Below are 14750 nucleotides of genomic sequence, written 5' to 3' on the forward strand. Positions count from 1 at the left end.
TGCCCCGGACTGCGCGTGACATGGCAGGCGCAAACCGGGTATTTTGAACAACTTAAATTGACAGCGCGCGATATGCGGATTTGATCCGGCTCAGTTCGGACCGGGCAACCGCTGGATCCATGCCGCCCGAGATGTCGCGTTCGACCGCAATCAACTGGTTGTCCAGCGCTTTGACCTGCTGGAGTTTTTCCGGGCTCGACGCCGAAGCCGACCGTGCTTTTGCGCCCTGCGCCTTCACGTCCGCAATCTGCTTACGCAATGCGTCAATCTCACTTTGGTTGGAATTGCGCTGCGCAGCCAGTTGCGCATTGCGCTGCTCTGCCGCTTTGTTCTGCGCCAGAATTGCGTTGGCCTGCGCCTGGTTGCTGGCGATCTGCCGGTCATATTCCCCCGAGTTCAGGTTCGTGATGTTGTCAAACAAAGTCGCCGTGGTCGGATCGGTTGAACCCGTGCAAGCCGCAAGAAACCCTGCAGAAACAAACAATGCCGACCGGAATAAACGAGATTTAATGGATACCATCTTTTTCACTTTCACTTGGAAATTCCGCGCCCGAAACTCAGGCACGGAGTTTGAAAATCAAAGCAGCTTGATCGACGCCCGTGTCCGCGCAAGCCGGTTCTTATTGCTAACCGCGGCATTCGTTGCGCCTCCCAAACCAGGCTGACCCTTCTGCGAGGCCGCTCTTAGTTCGGTGATCGTGCCGTCCATGTTCTTTTCGCTGCGCGCGAGCTCATTCGAGACGACCTGACGGTTCGATTTAATCGCCTTCACTCGCTTGTTGTAGGCCGACTCGGACAGTTGACCGCCGTCCACTTGGCGGCGCAGAGACTTCAATTCGGCATCCTGAGACCGCAACACGGATCGCAGATTTGCTTCTACCGCATTCAATTGTTTGCTGACGTTGGACAGATCCGCAAGAACCTGTTTACTGTTTACGATTTCGACATTCTTGGCCGCAGTCTGCCGACCAACCTGATTGCCGCCAATGCCCCCGACAACGGCCCCGGCTGCGGCGGCAGTTGCGCAATCGCCACCGTCCCCGCCAAGCAACAATGCGACGCCGCACAGCGCGACCGCGCCGGCCAAAGCGCCTTGCACTGTATTGTTGACAATTATGTCTTTCGAGACTTGATCCAGGCTTTTGACCTGCTTCTCAAGCTGCTTTTCCTGTTGGGTTTTTCCTGCGGCGGACGACGAAGAAACCGATTGAAAGGCTTCGTCGGTACAGGCCGTCAAAAGCATGGATATGGAAGCAACGAGGGAAATCGTAACAGAACGCATCAACTTTCTCCGTAAGTACTTTTTTATTCATAATTGATTATGGAATCACATATTTTTTATTTTGGATCAACGATTCGCAAATTTTTACGACTGATTGAACACCCCGACGCGGCTCATGATCTGAGCCAATTTGATGAGTAACCTGCAGGTAAAAGCGATATGAAATTTCCCAAAGCCCTAAGGGACAAAGTGAATTTGACCAATGAACTGTTCGAGTTCGCAGGCAATATCGGTGCCGTTCTGGGGGCTGTTATGGCCTTTTTGGGCATCACATCGAATTTTGCCAGTAGAAAAGCAGGTTTAGCGCCCAGTATTGATGTAACCAGACTGTCGTTGCCGGTTCGTATGACCTTGTTGATGTTGACCGCCGCTGCGCTGGGATGGGGGATGGGCGCGTTGGTTGCCTGGCTCAGCAAAAGCCGGAAGGAAGCCCAGACATTCATCGCATATGTCGTCGCCTTAATTTGGGGTGGATTGATGGTTGGTGCGGCGGACTGGCTGGCGAATGTACCCATCCGACAAGTGTTGCCGGAAACTATGCTGTTCACGGTTGTCGGCTGCGGCGTCGCCTTGTGGGTGTCCGCTTTCCACTTTCGCAGCAACGCGGGACGCGACCGACGCGCCCTCCGTACTCGGTGCGATGCGCTTTTGCTGTTCTCGGTTGGATGTGCGGTGTTTTTGTTTCTGACGATGCTGGAGGCAGGTGCATGAAACTGGGAGGTGCTCTTGACGGTAAAAACGCAGCGCGTCTGCTGAGTGCTGCGGCGCTGTTGGACTTTATGTTTTTGGGGTTTGTTCTGGCGACCGCCGAACCAGCTTTGCGCCAGCTCGTGGGTGTCAGGGTCTCCAACCCGTCCCTTTTCATAGTCCCGTATATCGTTCTGGTTCTGATATATTGGCTGATCTGTGAGGTCATTCTAGGTGGGCACACTGTTGGCCGATTTGCGCTGCGCCTGACGATGCGAGACAAGAACGGAAAGCCCTTGTCATCGATCCGACGGTCGACACGGGCAGTAAAGAAGGTTCTCACTCTGGGTCTGACCGGTATTAACCCGAACGCTGCTTCTCGCTATGACAAAGCAGCAGGGGTAGTCTGGTACAGCCCGATGGCATCGCGGCCAATTGGTCATTGGCGTTTGACCGTATTGAATGGCGCCGATCGAGGTAAATCTTTGGTTTTCCACGAAGCTTCAGGATTGAAATCAACGCAAAGCATAAAAATCGGGCGCGATCCAGACTGGTCGGACCTTGCCCTGAGCCAAAGCGTCAAGGCCTCAGGTCGGCATTGCTTGTTACGCGTCGAAAAGTCGGGCGAATTGTTTCTGCGCGACATGGGCTCATCGAACGGTACCTGGGTCGGAAACCGCAAAGTTGGTCCGGACAGCTGGGTTCCGGTCGGCACCAGCGAGACGTTCCGCGTCGCCAATGTCCAGATTGGTATCCTTCGGTGACGCCTGCCGGAACCGGCGGTTCAGAGTGATCTGAACCCTTTGTCCAGAGATGCGACGATGACCGAAACGTCATCCTCGCTCAGGATCAACGGCGGGGAAAGGATGATGTTGTTTCCGGATACCCGCACCATTGCGCCAGCATCGTAGGCTGTTTTTTGGACCTGACCGATGGTCGCCTTGTCGATCGGCGTTTTGGTTGCGCGATCCGAAACCAATTCGAGTGCGCACATCAGGCCATATCCGCCGCGGACATCTCCGATCACGTCATATTGCTCGGCCAGTTCCTTAAAACCCTCGAACAGTTGTTGGCCACGTTTGGCGGCATTGTCCTTCACGTTCAGACGCTCGGTTTCCTTCAGGCAAGCGATGGCTGCGGCTGCGCCAACCGGATGGCCCGAATAGGTGTAACCCGATCCGATGGCGCCTTTGCCGCTGGTATCAGCCTCAAAAACCTCTGCGATTTCATCGCTGATCATCACGGCACCGAATGGGAAATACCCATTGGTAATCGCTTTGGCCGTGACCGCCATATCCGGCTGAACATCGAAACGTCGAGACCCGCTCCACGCTCCGGTTCGGCCATAGGCGGTGATCACCTCATCCGCGATCAGCAAGATTCCGTACCTTGAACAAATCTCGCGCACGCCGGGCATGAAGCTTTCATGCGGAGGGATCACCCCGCCCGCGCCCAGCACAGGTTCCATGATCATCGCTGCGATGGTCGACGGGTCCTGAAACTTGATTTCATCTTCCAGCGCAGCCAGGCAGAGTTGCGCCAGCTTCGCCGGGTCACTCTCACCGAACGGATTTCGGTAGGTGTACGGGGATGGGATGTGATGACAGCCCGGCATCAACGGTTCATATTGCGTGCGGAAATTGGGGTTGCCGTTGACCGAAGCGCCCAGCGTATGGGTTCCGTGATAGCCTTTCTTGAGGCTCAGGAATTTCACCCGTCCGCCATCACCCCGGACCTTGTGATATTGCCGCGCCAGGCGCAGGGCAATTTCCACCCCGTCCGATCCGCCTGATGTAAAAAAGGCGCGGGACAAGCCGTCAGGGGCAAAGAACTCTTGCAGCATCCAGCTGAGTTCGATGACCAGATCATTGGTCGTGCCTCGGAAGATCGAGTAGTAGGGCAAACGGTCCAGCTGCTTAGCAATCGCGTCTTTGACCGGTTGACAGGAATAGCCGAGGTTTACGTTCCACAACCCTCCGACCCCGTCGATCACGGTATGGCCATCTACATCCGTGATCTTGACGCCTTCACCGCCGACGATGATATCCGGCGGATTGGCCAGACTGTCGGCAGGATGCGCCATGGGATGCCACAGGTGGCGCGCGTTGTTTTCCTTAAGAAAATTGCTGTCCTTCATGAGATCACCTGTTTGTCCGTAGTTTCATTGCCCCATTCTGCCGGTAGCGGTTCGAAATCGGTGGGGAACCTGCCACCGAGGGCTGTTGAGGCGCGGCTTGCTTCTTTCAGAAGCATTAATGCGATGTCGTGCAGTTTGTTGGGCCTGATCCGCGCTGAGGGTACTGCGACAGCCAGCGATCCGACGACTCGACCGCCGTCGCCAAAAACCGGCGCACCGACGGAACTGACGCCTTCGTCAAAAGTTCCGGTCACGGTGCAGACACCGTATTGCCGGGCCATGTCGACCTTGGCTTTCAGTACAGCCGGGTCAGAAATTGTCTGGTCCGTAAATTTCGACAAAGGACGTGCCATGACTCGGCTGCGCAGGTCATCTGAAACAAACGCCAGTGCGGCAATGCCGGAAGATGTCGCGTGGAGGGGCAGCATCTCAGCGATGTCGAAATTCACTTGAACCCCATGCAGGCATGGGTCGGCATGGGCGACGGGGCTGAGTACCTCGCCCTGCAACAGGCTGGCATGCGCCAACTCTCCAATGGCCTCAGACAATTCGAACACAATCGGCTGCAGCAGTTTGCGCACAGGAAACAGAGTTTCACGCAGCGCAGACAATCGCAACAACGCCGGGCCCAAACGGTAGGCCCGTGTGTCGGGGTGCTGTTCCAGAAATCCGTTCTCGGCCAATTCGGTCAGATGGCGATGGACTGTCGCCTTGTCGCGACCGGTCAGCCGAACGAACTCGCCCAGCCCGATTTCAGCGCGATCCCGGTCGAAGAAACCCAACAGGTCCAGTGCTTTGGTGATCGTCCCCATTCAACGCACTCCGTTCTCGAAAAAGCCTGCGATCTCGCGCGCGAATTCCACGCGATCTACTGGCCCGGCTTCTACAGAATCCCGCGCGTCTTGCGTGACCTGCGGGCCAACGTGATCAGCATATTCTTCGATGAGGGACGCGATGAATTCCGCCGACATCTCGGGGTGATGCTGCACAGTGAAAACAGCGTCGCCTACGGCAAAACCTGCAATCGGACAACCAGGACTTTCGAAGATGCGCGAGGCACCAGCTGGCAACGCCCCAACCTGTTCGATATGCGAACCATAGAGGTGCAGGTCGCTCTCCGCGCGCGACCAGGGTGTCGCGCCCACGCGGCTCATTCCTATCCGACCATGCGCCCAGCCATTGGGGTTGCGAACAATAGGCGCGCCCAGCGACTTGGCGATGATCTGGTGACCAAAGCAAGCGCCGAACAAAGGAATTCCACCCCCAATGATCTGACCGATCAGGGTTTCAAGCTTTTGCATCCACGCTGCACCTTCGGTGACTGAGGCCGGGCTACCGGTGATCATCACACCGTCAAAAGCCGAAATATCGTCGGGGAATTCATCCCTGCTGACCCAGAACGCGGTGATGTCCCAATCCGGACGCACCTCATGAATGAGGGTGGCGAACTTCTCATCATCCAGCGGGTGCGCCTTGGCAAAGGCGCTGAAATCTGTGTTGGTGACAAGGGTTGCAAGTCTCATCTCAGACAAACCACACATAAAAATCCAGCAGAGCATCAGGCTCCAATTCGCGCGTCTTACGGAATTCGCGTTCCTTCATGAAGGCATGATTTTCGACAAGCTCGCGCCCGACCGCATCAACAAGCGGCGTGTCGGCCTGAAGATCTTGAATGGCTTTGCGCAGGTTGGGCGCAGTGCCGGTGCGAGCGTCCACCTTGTCAAACCCATCTCCGGTCTCGATGGACGGAAGGGTCATCTTGGCCTCGTATCCCAGACGCGCGGCCTGAAGAACGGCAGCACAGGCAGTGTATGGGTTCGCGCTGGCGTCTGCCATGCGGTGTTCCAGCCGTGCCTTTGCACCGCCTTCTCCAGAGACGCGCGTGGTCACTCCGCGGTGGTCCCCGCCCCAGTTCTTCCAATAGCCCGACAAGGACGCGGGTTGCAGGCGGCGGTAGGACCCGGCCGTTGGGGCGATCAACCCCGCCAACCCTTCGTGGTGATGCACCAGACCGGCCAGACATCCACGAGAGAGATCATTCAGATGATCTGGTCCTCCAACATCGCCAGTGGCGAGCGCGTTGTTGTCTTCGGCATCCTGGAACGAGAAATTGATGTGCATCCCAGATCCACCCAGCTCGGACAGAGGTTTGGGCAGGAAGGTCAGAACGATCCCATGATCCAACGCAATCTCGCGCGCCATCAGACGGAACAGCACGATATCGTCAACGGCCTTCAAAGCGTCATCGAAGGTCAGCGTGTATTCGAATTGCGGACTGTCATATTCGGCTGTGATCAGGTCCAGCTTGAACCCCATTTCCAGCGCCTTGTTCCAGATCACGTCATTGATCCGCATTGGGTCTGCGAATGGCCCGGTGCCGTAAACCCCCCCTCCTGGCGCGTCATAGGGGCGCAAACGGCCATCCTCGCCGCCTTGCAGGGCGTAGGCTTCAAGTTCAATGCCCAGCTTCGGCTTGAGGCCGTGCGTTTCCCAATCCGCAACCGCGCGCTTCAATGCTCCACGCGGACACAGCGACAATGGCGTGCCGTCTGCATCATGGAGGTCACCAACCACGATGGACGTATTAGGCTCCCATCCCGTGCGCACCTCCTCGCCGCGCCAGCGCAACTCCATATCCGGCGCCCCGTCGCGCACCTTGGCATGCGGGGCATCCAGCAGCAGGTCGCGATCGTAGTGCACGCCGAAGGTCGCGCGTGCAAAGCGCGTCGATGCGTCACCGATCTTGCTGGCGGGCATGTACTTGCCGCGCGGGATCGAGAGGTGATCGATAAAAAGGGCGCGTAAACGGTTTGACATGGATGACCTATTGCAAAGTGACGCGAACAGGCATCCGCTTGATGCCGTTTACAAAATTGGACCGAACAAACGCTTCGGGCCCGTCCGGTTCGATGGTTTTGATCCGCTTCACCAGTTCCTGAAACAGCACTCGCACTTCTAGACGGGCGAGGTGCATCCCTAGGCAGACATGCGGGCCGCCCTGCCCCCACCCCAACTGGCGGTTGGGTTTGCGCGACAGGTTCAGGCGATAAGGGTCTTCGAACATGCTCTCGTCGCGGTTGGCAGAGATGAACCAGTACAGAACCTTGTCGCCCTTCTTGATCTGCTTGCCGTGGACTTCGACATCCTTCATTGCGGTGCGGCGGAAATAAGTCGCGGGCGAGGCCCAGCGGACGATCTCATCGGCGGCGCTGCCCCAAACCTCGCCTGATTGCAGTTCTTTCAACAAACCCTCCTGACGAGCGATGGCTTGAATGCCCGCTGCGATAGAATAGCGCGTCGTGTCATTACCCGCCGCGACCAGCAGGCAGAAGAAATTGCGGAACTCGGTTTCCGAGATCGCCTCGCCGTTCTCATCCGGTTGCAGGATCAGGTGCAGAATACCGCTGGTGTCGCCGCTGGCGTTCTTCCTGTCCATCAACGTGCGCGAATACTCGTACAACTCGGCCCCGGCGGGCGAGTTGAAGGGCATCAGGCGGAACTCATCGGTTTGCATCTTATCGACGACGTGGTCGGTGAAATCGGGGTCAGAGTTGGCCATCAGCGCGTCACCCTTGTCGACCAGCCAGGGCAGGTCTTCGTCGGGGACGCCCAGAATTTGCCCCAGCATCCGCATCGGCAATTCCCGCGCGATGTCGCGTGTGGCGTCGAATGAGCTCTTGTCCAAGGCGCGGTCCAGAATGGGTCCGCACAAATCGCGGATCTGATCCTCGAACCCGGCGACGACCTTGGGCGAGAACGCCTTGGCGACCTTCATCCGTACCTTGCGATGCTCGGTCCCGTCCGTTTCCTGAAAGGTTCGGCGGGCCATGTATTCCTCGTAGGTCTGATCCTCCATCCGGATGCCCTGCGCGGAAGAAAACGTTTCGACATCCCGCACCATCTTGTCGATATCAGCATGCCGCGTGATCGACCAATATCCTTCGCCGCCCTCGAATTCGGACCAGTGACAGGGCGCTTCGCGACGCAGTCGGGCAAAGGTGTTGTACGGCGCGCCGTGGGCAAAGCTGTCATGCGAGCCAAGGTCGGCAAACCCGTCGTCTTCAGGAACCCACATGGTCATAAAAGCGCCTCCGTCTTTGTTGTTTCTTGCGGTTTTCGAAATGGCGGTGTGACCGGCCCGAGATGCGTTTCGCGAACGCGTTCGACGCCTTCTTTTGTGGAGAACGCCGATCAACCGGACGCCATTCGCGGCGAACCCGCCAGATGGTCGAGCCGATGATGATCAGGATCACGCAGAACAGCAGGAACGCGATGGGACGATCGATGAAATCCAGCGGCGTCTTGACCCGCGCCAACGAGGCCCGCAGTTTGACCTCCATGATGCCGCCCAGAACCATCCCGAGGATGATCGGTACGATGGGCATGTTCAGACGTTTCAGGATGAACCCCAGCAGCCCAAACACCGCGGCAATGATGCAATCCATCGCCGAATTGCGGATCGAATAGACCCCTACGAAACTGAGCAGCAGGATGCACATGCCCAAAAAGCGGTTTGGAATTCGCGTCAAGTGAACCAGCCAACCGGTTGAAACCAGGAGGAAACCCACGACGATGACGTTCAGGACCAGCAGAGCGATGTAGAGCGCGACAACAAAATCCATGTCGTTTTGGAACAGCCCAGGCCCCGGAACGACGTTGTGGACATAAAAGACCGAAAGCATCATCGCCGTCAGCGCCTCACCCGGAATACCCAGCGCCAGCAAAGGGATCATCGCAGCCGCAGGCACGGCATTGTTCGCGGTTTCCGAGGCGATCAGCCCTTCGGAGGACCCGTGCCCAAACGCTTTTGGGTTCTTAGAGAGTTTGCGGGCCGAGGTGTATGACATGAACTGGGCAGTGAACTCTCCGACCCCAGGGATCATGCCCATGACCACGCCGAAGCTGGCTGAAATCGCAGCCACGCGCGGGTGGCGGGCCAGTTCTCGGAACCCTTGGAACAACGACCCGCGCGAGCGCGGCAGGCGGATTTTTTCGTCATCCATCGTCAGCAGCAAGAAGGCCTGCGACAGCGCGAAGAGTCCCAGCACGACGACGATCAGATCAAAGCCCCCGGCCAGCCAGCTTTGGCCAAATGTGAAACGTCGGGTGTAGGCGGCAGGCTCCAGCCCGACGGTGCCGATCAAAATACCGAACCCAGCCAGCGCGGCGGCGATGGCCATTTGCCCCTTGTGGGCGACGACAACCAGCACAAGGCCCAATAGCGCGGCCAGAAAAATCTCACGCGATCCAAACATCGGAGCGATTTTGGCCAGAACCGGCGACAGGAAAATTAGGCAGATCACGGAAAACAGGCCGCCAAGAAAACTCGCCGAATAGGCCAGAGACAAGGCGCGGCGACCTTCGCCGCGCAGCGTCATTGGAAACCCGTCATAGGTGGTCAGCGCGTTGACTGCCGTACCGGGTGTGTTGATCAGGATCGCAGGGATCGAGCCGCCATACATGGATGACCCATAGATGCCCAGCAGCAGCGTCAGGCCAACAATCGGATCCATCGAAAACGTGGCGGGCAACAGGATGGCAATGGCGACCGCAGGACCAACGCCAGGGATGGCACCAATCGCGACACCCCCGACCGCCCCGACCAGCAGGGCCAACATCACGTCCCAGCGCGCCAGCACGTCAATGGCAGAGAGGATCAGCTCCATCAGAGATACACCAGAAAGAAGGTCCGGACGGAGTCCGGAAGAAATTCATAGACTTGAGCGCCGGGTATGTTCACGCCCAGAAAGCCCTTGAACAAGACCACCATCGCGATGGCGAACAGTGCGGCGATGCCAATTGCCGCGCGGGACCGATACCCAAGTCGCCAGGTCAGCGCGCATGCAAAGAGTATGCTCATCGGCATGAAACCCAGCCTCGGGACCGAGGCGACATAGACCAGAAACCAAAGCAGATATTCCAAGGGCTCCGCCCAGCGGCGCGCTTCGATCCAGTCCAGAGCGTTGGGCTTTCTGCGCCGCATCAGCCGGAAATGGATCACGAACCCCGCCAGCATCGTGACCAGCGCAATCGCGGGCCATAAGCGGGGCTGACTACCAATATTGCGAGCCTTTTCAGTCCATTCGGTCTGATTGCCGATCTGCGACAGCAGGATCAGCGTCAGCACCAGTCCCGCGATGACAAACACAACCTGACCAGAGGTCTTTGTCTTGACCTGTAAAAGCTCGGAATCGTCCATGAGATGACCTTTGATGGGTACAAGAGGGCAGCGCGCCGCCCTCTCAAAAAGACGCGGTTATTGACCCAGCGCCTGACCAATTGTGCCCAGCGTCGCCTTGTCTTCGGCAATCACCTCCGCGCTTTCGTCGGCATTCAGCCAATAGACCAGAGCACCGGTTTCCTCGGCCAACTTCTGCGCCCGCTCGCTTTTCACGGTCTTTTCGGCCACCGCCGCGATCTTGTCGCGCACATCTGCCGGGGTGTCCTTGGTGACAAACAGACCATTCCACAGTGAGATATCAAGGCTCGGCTCAACCTCTCCTATGGCAGGCGTATCCGGGACCTTGCTGATCCGCTCACCGGTGATCGAAACCAGAACCTGCACATCATCGAGGCATGGCAGGATCAGTTGCAACGTAGTGTTGATCACGTCTGCATCGCCTGAGGCCAGCGTGTTGCAGTCCAGAGCATCAAAGGCCGCGTCGCCGCCCCATTCAAACCCCATGGTCGACGACAGCGCCTTGGTGACCTGTGTCGGCGTCAGAACGTCACCGAAATGCCCCAGAAACACGTCATTTTCCTTAGCGTAATCAGCAAGTTCCTGCATTGTCGAATAAGGCGCATTGCCCGACGTCGCGACGACAAACGGATAGGTCAGAAAAATACCGACAGGGTCGAATTTTTCGGGCGTCAGTTCGGGAATGTCGATCTCGTGCCCGATCAAGGATACGGCCGGAACAAACGACCCGATCGTGTACCCATCCGCCGGAGCGGTCGCGACCTCTACAGCGCCGGGGAACGGGCCACCACCGCCACCGGGCTTGTTCACCACAGCAGCAGGCACGCCATATTCGGCCTGAAAATCCTCGGCAATCATGCGGGTCAGAACGTCTTCGAGATCGCCCGGAGGCCACGGGACGATAAAGCTCACGGGTTTTTCGGGGTACTCGGCCAGCGCCGGTCCGGCCAGACCAACGGCAAGTGCGGCCAAAAGGGCCTTAGTTGTTTTGGACATGTCATCTCCCTGCGATGCGCAACTTATTGGTTTATTATTTGAACCTTTAGTATCATTTATTCTGAATTGGATTCTTCACCTGTCAACAAAAAAATCATCATTGACAAATGCAGGTTTAAAATCTGACACTTTTTTTGACACCTTTGGTTCATTATTCAAACCGATGAGAGGCAACGTGGACACATCCAGAATAGAAGAGCTTCGGCACCGCTCCATTCCCGCTGCCAAGCATGTGATCAACGGGGCGCGAGTTGATGCATCAGACAGCGGCGTTTTGGACATCGTATCTCCGATAGACGGAACCGTTCTGACCACCATGCCCAGAGGGACGCGGGAGGATGCAGACAAGGCAATCCGATCCGCGCGCACGGCGTTTGAGGATGGGCGCTGGTCGGGTCTGGCCCCGGCGGCCCGCAAAAAAGCAATGCTGAAATGGGCCGATCTGATTGAGGCACAGGCCGAGGAACTGGCCGTTCTGGGTGTGCGCGACAACGGCACAGAAATAGGGATGGCTTTCAAGGCCGAGCCGTTCAGCGCCGTGGGGACAATTCGCTACTATGCCGAGGCGATCGACAAGATTTATGGTGAGATCGCCCCAACCACGCCAGGTGCCTTGGGGTTGATCCACAAACAGCCGGTGGGCGTGGTCGGCGCGATTGTGCCGTGGAACTTTCCTTTGATGATAGGCAGTTGGAAACTGGGGCCCGCTTTGGCCGCAGGTTGCACGGTTGTTCTGAAACCGGCGGAAACCGCATCTTTGACATTGATCCGACTGGCCGAATTGGCTTTGGACGCTGGTATTCCACCCGGCGTTCTGAACGTCGTGACCGGCGAAGGCTCGGTTGTCGGTGCGGCCATTGCCGAATCCCATGAAGTGGATGTGCTTGTCTTTACCGGGTCAGGCGCGACGGGGCGCAGGCTGATGGAGGCCTCTGCCCGGTCAAACCTAAAACGTGTTTATCTGGAACTTGGTGGCAAATCCCCCAACATCATTTTCGCCGACGCGCCCGATCTGGATGAGGCAGCCAAGGTTTCCGCCGCAGGGATATTCCGCAATTCCGGTCAGGTCTGCGTGGCCGGATCCCGGCTTTTGGTTCAGCGTGATATCCATGACGTATACGTCGAAAAGTTGGTCGCCCAAGCCGAGGCGATGCAAGTCGGAGATCCCCTGAACCCCGGAACCAACGCAGGCGCGGTCAATTCCGAGCGCCAGCTAGAGCAGAACCTCGCCTTTGTCGCCGAGGCTCAGGCCGCCGGGCGCACCATAGTCACCGGCGGGACCCGCATCCTTGAAGAAACGGGCGGCACATATATGGCCCCCACCATCGTAACCGGCGTCGAAGGTGATGATCGCATCGTACGCGAAGAGGTGTTTGGCCCGGTCCTTACCGTTCAGGCCTTCGACACCGAAGACGAAGCCATCGCGCTGGCCAATGCGTCCGATTTCGGCCTCGCAGCAGCGGTCTGGACATCGGATCTATCGCGCGCCCACCGGATGATCGCGCGCATTCAGGCCGGGGTAGTTCACGTCAACACCTATGGCGGCGCGGATGTGACTGTGCCCTTGGGTGGCGTAAAACAGTCGGGCAACGGGCACGACAAGTCTCTGCATGCCTTCGAAAAATATTTCGACCTGAAAACCGCCTGGATCAAGCTCTGAGGACCCTATGCGATGACAGACAAGACCATCCTACTCGTCGGCACCTATGACACCAAAGATGATGAGTTGAATTATCTGGCCGAGACGATCCGGGCGCAGGGCGGTCAGGTTCTGACCATGGATGTTTCGGTGCTTGGCGACCCATCGCAACCGACGGAAATTTCAAAACACACAGTCGCCGAAGCCGGAGGGCACAGCATTCAGGATGCCATCGACAGCGGCGATGAAAACACCGCCATGCAGATCATGGCCAAAGGCAGTGCAAATAAGGCCGCCCAGTTGGAATCCGACGGGAAGATTGACGGGGTTTTGATCCTCGGCGGTACAATGGGCACCGATCTGGCGCTGGATATCTGCTCGGCGCTGCCTGTGGGTGTTCCGAAATACATCGTCTCCACGGTTTCGTTTTCCCCGCTCATCCCGCCCGACCGCCTGCCTGCCGACATACAGATGATCCTCTGGGCCGGGGGGCTCTACGGATTGAATTCCGTGTGCAAATCCTCCCTGAGCCAAGCCGCCGGAGCCGTCTTAGGTGCGGCACGGGCAGTAGAAAAGCCCAATCGGGACAAACCTCTGATCGGCATGACTTCGTTTGGGAAAACGGTTCTGAAATACATGGTCGCGTTGAAACCCGCTCTGGAGGAGCGCGGATTTGAGGTTGCGGTATTTCACGCTACCGGCATGGGCGGGCGGGCGTTCGAGAGCCTGGCCGCCGAAGGGCGGTTCGCAGCTGTCATGGATTTCGCCCCGCAGGAGGTTGGCAACCATCTGATGGGTTCATCGATCTCGGCCGGGGCAGACCGGATGACCGCGGCGGGGCGCGCTGGGACGCCCCAGATGGTCTCAATCGGGTGCTACGATTTGGTGGATTTCGTCGGCTGGCAGGACACGCCGCCCAAACTGGAAGGTCAGGAAACTCATGCGCATAACAGGCTGTTGTCTTCTGTCATGATGACTGCCAATCAGCGGCGGGATATGGCGCGCGAGATGTGTCGCAAGCTGGGCGAGGCAACGTCTGCGACCACCCTTATCCTGCCGATTCAGGGGGGGAACGAATGGGATCGCCCTGGCGGCCCGCTGAGCGATCCTGACGGGTTGACCGCCTTTGTTGAGGAAATCCGTGGAAACTGCCCTGACAACGTGACGCTGATTGAGCTGGACGCCCACATCAACGATGCGGCCTTTGCCGAAACTGCACTGCAGGTCTTTGATGAATGGGTCAGCGCCGGGGTTGTCAAACCTGCGGGCTAGATCCTGCCTCAGGTTACCAACTTACGGAGTTCTGCTCCCGCCTGGGGCGTTGCCCTGCTCATCGGTTTCCATACCGGACGACAGCTTTTGCAGCAAAGCTACTAACAAATCGTGATCTTCATCCCCCAGCATTCTGCGATAATGCGCGGCGATTTGGACCGCATCCGGTAGGTGAAGATCGATGATCGACTGCCCTTTCGACGTGATCGAGATGTGCTGGCGACGGCGATCCTGGGCATCGGCTTCGCGGGTCACGTACCCCGCCGCCTCCATCGTCTGAACAATACGGCTCAGACTGGGCGGCATGAGCGCAGCGCGCCGCGCTAAATGTCCCGCGTCCTGTTGCCCGAACTCGCTGAGCACCCGCAAAACGCGCCATTGCTGCTCGGTGATCCCCGCCTGCAAAAGCATCTTGCGGATTGGGGCCATGGCAGCCTCACGCGCGCGGATCAGCGCGACAGGAAGCGAGCTCCGTGTCGGCGGCAGGGTTTGGCTTGCTTTTTCGTTCGCAGTCACGGGCGCACCCTCAGATTACATC

Annotated in this window: 15 protein-coding genes; 4 read left to right on the plus strand and 11 right to left on the minus strand. The window is 57.9% G+C overall.

Annotated elements, in window-relative coordinates; translation table 11 throughout:
- Positions 1–52: 52 nt before the first annotated feature.
- Positions 53–520, minus strand: a complete 468-nt coding sequence (locus tag ACR0CR_RS03755) for a hypothetical protein (protein ID WP_480596863.1) — start codon at positions 518–520, stop codon at positions 53–55.
- A 57-nt stretch (positions 521–577) separates the two neighbouring features.
- Positions 578–1282 (minus strand): hypothetical protein, encoded by a 705-nt coding sequence (locus ACR0CR_RS03760; RefSeq protein WP_480596866.1) that lies wholly within the window; start codon positions 1280–1282, stop codon positions 578–580.
- Positions 1283–1441: 159 nt separating this feature from the next.
- Between ACR0CR_RS03760 and ACR0CR_RS03765 the strand changes: the two genes are divergently transcribed.
- Together ACR0CR_RS03765 and ACR0CR_RS03770 are read left to right on the plus strand one after the other, a co-directional pair.
- Positions 1442–1993, plus strand: coding sequence for a hypothetical protein (locus ACR0CR_RS03765; protein ID WP_480596868.1), 552 nt, complete (start codon positions 1442–1444; stop codon positions 1991–1993).
- A complete protein-coding gene (locus ACR0CR_RS03770) occupies positions 1990–2733 on the plus strand; it encodes an FHA domain-containing protein (protein ID WP_480596870.1) in 744 nt (247 codons plus the stop codon). Before ACR0CR_RS03765 ends, ACR0CR_RS03770 begins: the two co-directional genes overlap by 4 nt.
- 20 nt (positions 2734–2753) lie before the next feature.
- Here ACR0CR_RS03770 and ACR0CR_RS03775 read toward each other — a convergent pair whose 3' ends face one another.
- The 8 genes from ACR0CR_RS03775 to ACR0CR_RS03810 are packed head-to-tail and all read right to left on the minus strand — an operon-like array spanning position 2754 to position 11301.
- The gene (locus ACR0CR_RS03775) at positions 2754–4106 is read right to left on the minus strand and encodes an aminotransferase class III-fold pyridoxal phosphate-dependent enzyme (RefSeq protein ID WP_480596872.1); all 1353 of its coding nucleotides are present in this window, start codon (positions 4104–4106) and stop codon (positions 2754–2756) included.
- Positions 4103–4918 (minus strand): IclR family transcriptional regulator, encoded by an 816-nt coding sequence (locus tag ACR0CR_RS03780; RefSeq protein ID WP_480596874.1) that lies wholly within the window; start codon positions 4916–4918, stop codon positions 4103–4105. Before ACR0CR_RS03780 ends, ACR0CR_RS03775 begins: the two co-directional genes overlap by 4 nt.
- Positions 4919–5629 (minus strand): type 1 glutamine amidotransferase, encoded by a 711-nt coding sequence (locus ACR0CR_RS03785; protein WP_480596876.1) that lies wholly within the window; start codon positions 5627–5629, stop codon positions 4919–4921.
- A gap of 1 nt (position 5630) precedes the next feature.
- Positions 5631–6923, minus strand: coding sequence for a type I glutamate--ammonia ligase (locus ACR0CR_RS03790; RefSeq protein WP_480596878.1), 1293 nt, complete (start codon positions 6921–6923; stop codon positions 5631–5633).
- A gap of 7 nt (positions 6924–6930) precedes the next feature.
- On the minus strand, positions 6931–8187 hold the full coding sequence (locus ACR0CR_RS03795; protein WP_480596879.1) for a cytochrome P450: 1257 nt from the start codon (positions 8185–8187) through the stop codon (positions 6931–6933).
- Positions 8168–9772, minus strand: coding sequence for a tripartite tricarboxylate transporter permease (locus tag ACR0CR_RS03800; protein WP_480596881.1), 1605 nt, complete (start codon positions 9770–9772; stop codon positions 8168–8170). The genes ACR0CR_RS03795 and ACR0CR_RS03800 overlap by 20 nt, the downstream gene beginning before the upstream one ends.
- Positions 9772–10305: a tripartite tricarboxylate transporter TctB family protein gene (locus tag ACR0CR_RS03805; protein ID WP_480596883.1), complete on the minus strand. Its 534-nt coding sequence runs from the start codon at positions 10303–10305 to the stop codon at positions 9772–9774. Before ACR0CR_RS03805 ends, ACR0CR_RS03800 begins: the two co-directional genes overlap by 1 nt.
- Before the next feature lie 57 nt (positions 10306–10362).
- The gene (locus ACR0CR_RS03810) at positions 10363–11301 is read right to left on the minus strand and encodes a tripartite tricarboxylate transporter substrate-binding protein (protein WP_480596886.1); all 939 of its coding nucleotides are present in this window, start codon (positions 11299–11301) and stop codon (positions 10363–10365) included.
- Positions 11302–11476: 175 nt separating this feature from the next.
- Here ACR0CR_RS03810 and ACR0CR_RS03815 point away from each other — a divergent pair, with 175 nt between their 5' ends.
- Positions 11477–12961, plus strand: a complete 1485-nt coding sequence (locus ACR0CR_RS03815) for an aldehyde dehydrogenase (RefSeq protein ID WP_480596889.1) — start codon at positions 11477–11479, stop codon at positions 12959–12961.
- Between the two features lie 12 nt (positions 12962–12973).
- Positions 12974–14212: a Tm-1-like ATP-binding domain-containing protein gene (locus tag ACR0CR_RS03820; RefSeq protein ID WP_480596891.1), complete on the plus strand. Its 1239-nt coding sequence runs from the start codon at positions 12974–12976 to the stop codon at positions 14210–14212.
- A 21-nt stretch (positions 14213–14233) separates the two neighbouring features.
- On the opposite strand, the gene ACR0CR_RS03825 is transcribed toward ACR0CR_RS03820, so the two are convergent.
- A complete protein-coding gene (locus ACR0CR_RS03825; RefSeq protein WP_480596893.1) occupies positions 14234–14728 on the minus strand; it encodes a MarR family transcriptional regulator in 495 nt (164 codons plus the stop codon).
- Between the last annotated feature and the right edge of the window lie 22 nt (positions 14729–14750).

Source organism: Ruegeria sp. AM2, from assembly GCF_056540685.1.

What these genes read in the sequence shown, in the direction of transcription:
- ACR0CR_RS03755 (WP_480596863.1), bottom strand. Translation starts at nt 520, where the DNA reads ATGGTATCCATTAAATCTCGTTTATTCCGGTCGGCATTGTTTGTTTCT.
- ACR0CR_RS03785 (WP_480596876.1), bottom strand. Translation starts at nt 5,629, where the DNA reads ATGAGACTTGCAACCCTTGTCACCAACACAGATTTCAGCGCCTTTGCC.
- ACR0CR_RS03810 (WP_480596886.1), bottom strand. Translation starts at nt 11,301, where the DNA reads ATGTCCAAAACAACTAAGGCCCTTTTGGCCGCACTTGCCGTTGGTCTG.
- ACR0CR_RS03805 (WP_480596883.1), bottom strand. Translation starts at nt 10,305, where the DNA reads ATGGACGATTCCGAGCTTTTACAGGTCAAGACAAAGACCTCTGGTCAG.
- ACR0CR_RS03800 (WP_480596881.1), bottom strand. Translation starts at nt 9,772, where the DNA reads ATGGAGCTGATCCTCTCTGCCATTGACGTGCTGGCGCGCTGGGACGTG.
- ACR0CR_RS03775 (WP_480596872.1), bottom strand. Translation starts at nt 4,106, where the DNA reads ATGAAGGACAGCAATTTTCTTAAGGAAAACAACGCGCGCCACCTGTGG.
- ACR0CR_RS03795 (WP_480596879.1), bottom strand. Translation starts at nt 8,187, where the DNA reads ATGACCATGTGGGTTCCTGAAGACGACGGGTTTGCCGACCTTGGCTCG.
- ACR0CR_RS03820 (WP_480596891.1), top strand. Translation starts at nt 12,974, where the DNA reads ATGACAGACAAGACCATCCTACTCGTCGGCACCTATGACACCAAAGAT.
- ACR0CR_RS03780 (WP_480596874.1), bottom strand. Translation starts at nt 4,918, where the DNA reads ATGGGGACGATCACCAAAGCACTGGACCTGTTGGGTTTCTTCGACCGG.
- ACR0CR_RS03790 (WP_480596878.1), bottom strand. Translation starts at nt 6,923, where the DNA reads ATGTCAAACCGTTTACGCGCCCTTTTTATCGATCACCTCTCGATCCCG.
- ACR0CR_RS03770 (WP_480596870.1), top strand. Translation starts at nt 1,990, where the DNA reads ATGAAACTGGGAGGTGCTCTTGACGGTAAAAACGCAGCGCGTCTGCTG.
- ACR0CR_RS03760 (WP_480596866.1), bottom strand. Translation starts at nt 1,282, where the DNA reads ATGCGTTCTGTTACGATTTCCCTCGTTGCTTCCATATCCATGCTTTTG.
- ACR0CR_RS03765 (WP_480596868.1), top strand. Translation starts at nt 1,442, where the DNA reads ATGAAATTTCCCAAAGCCCTAAGGGACAAAGTGAATTTGACCAATGAA.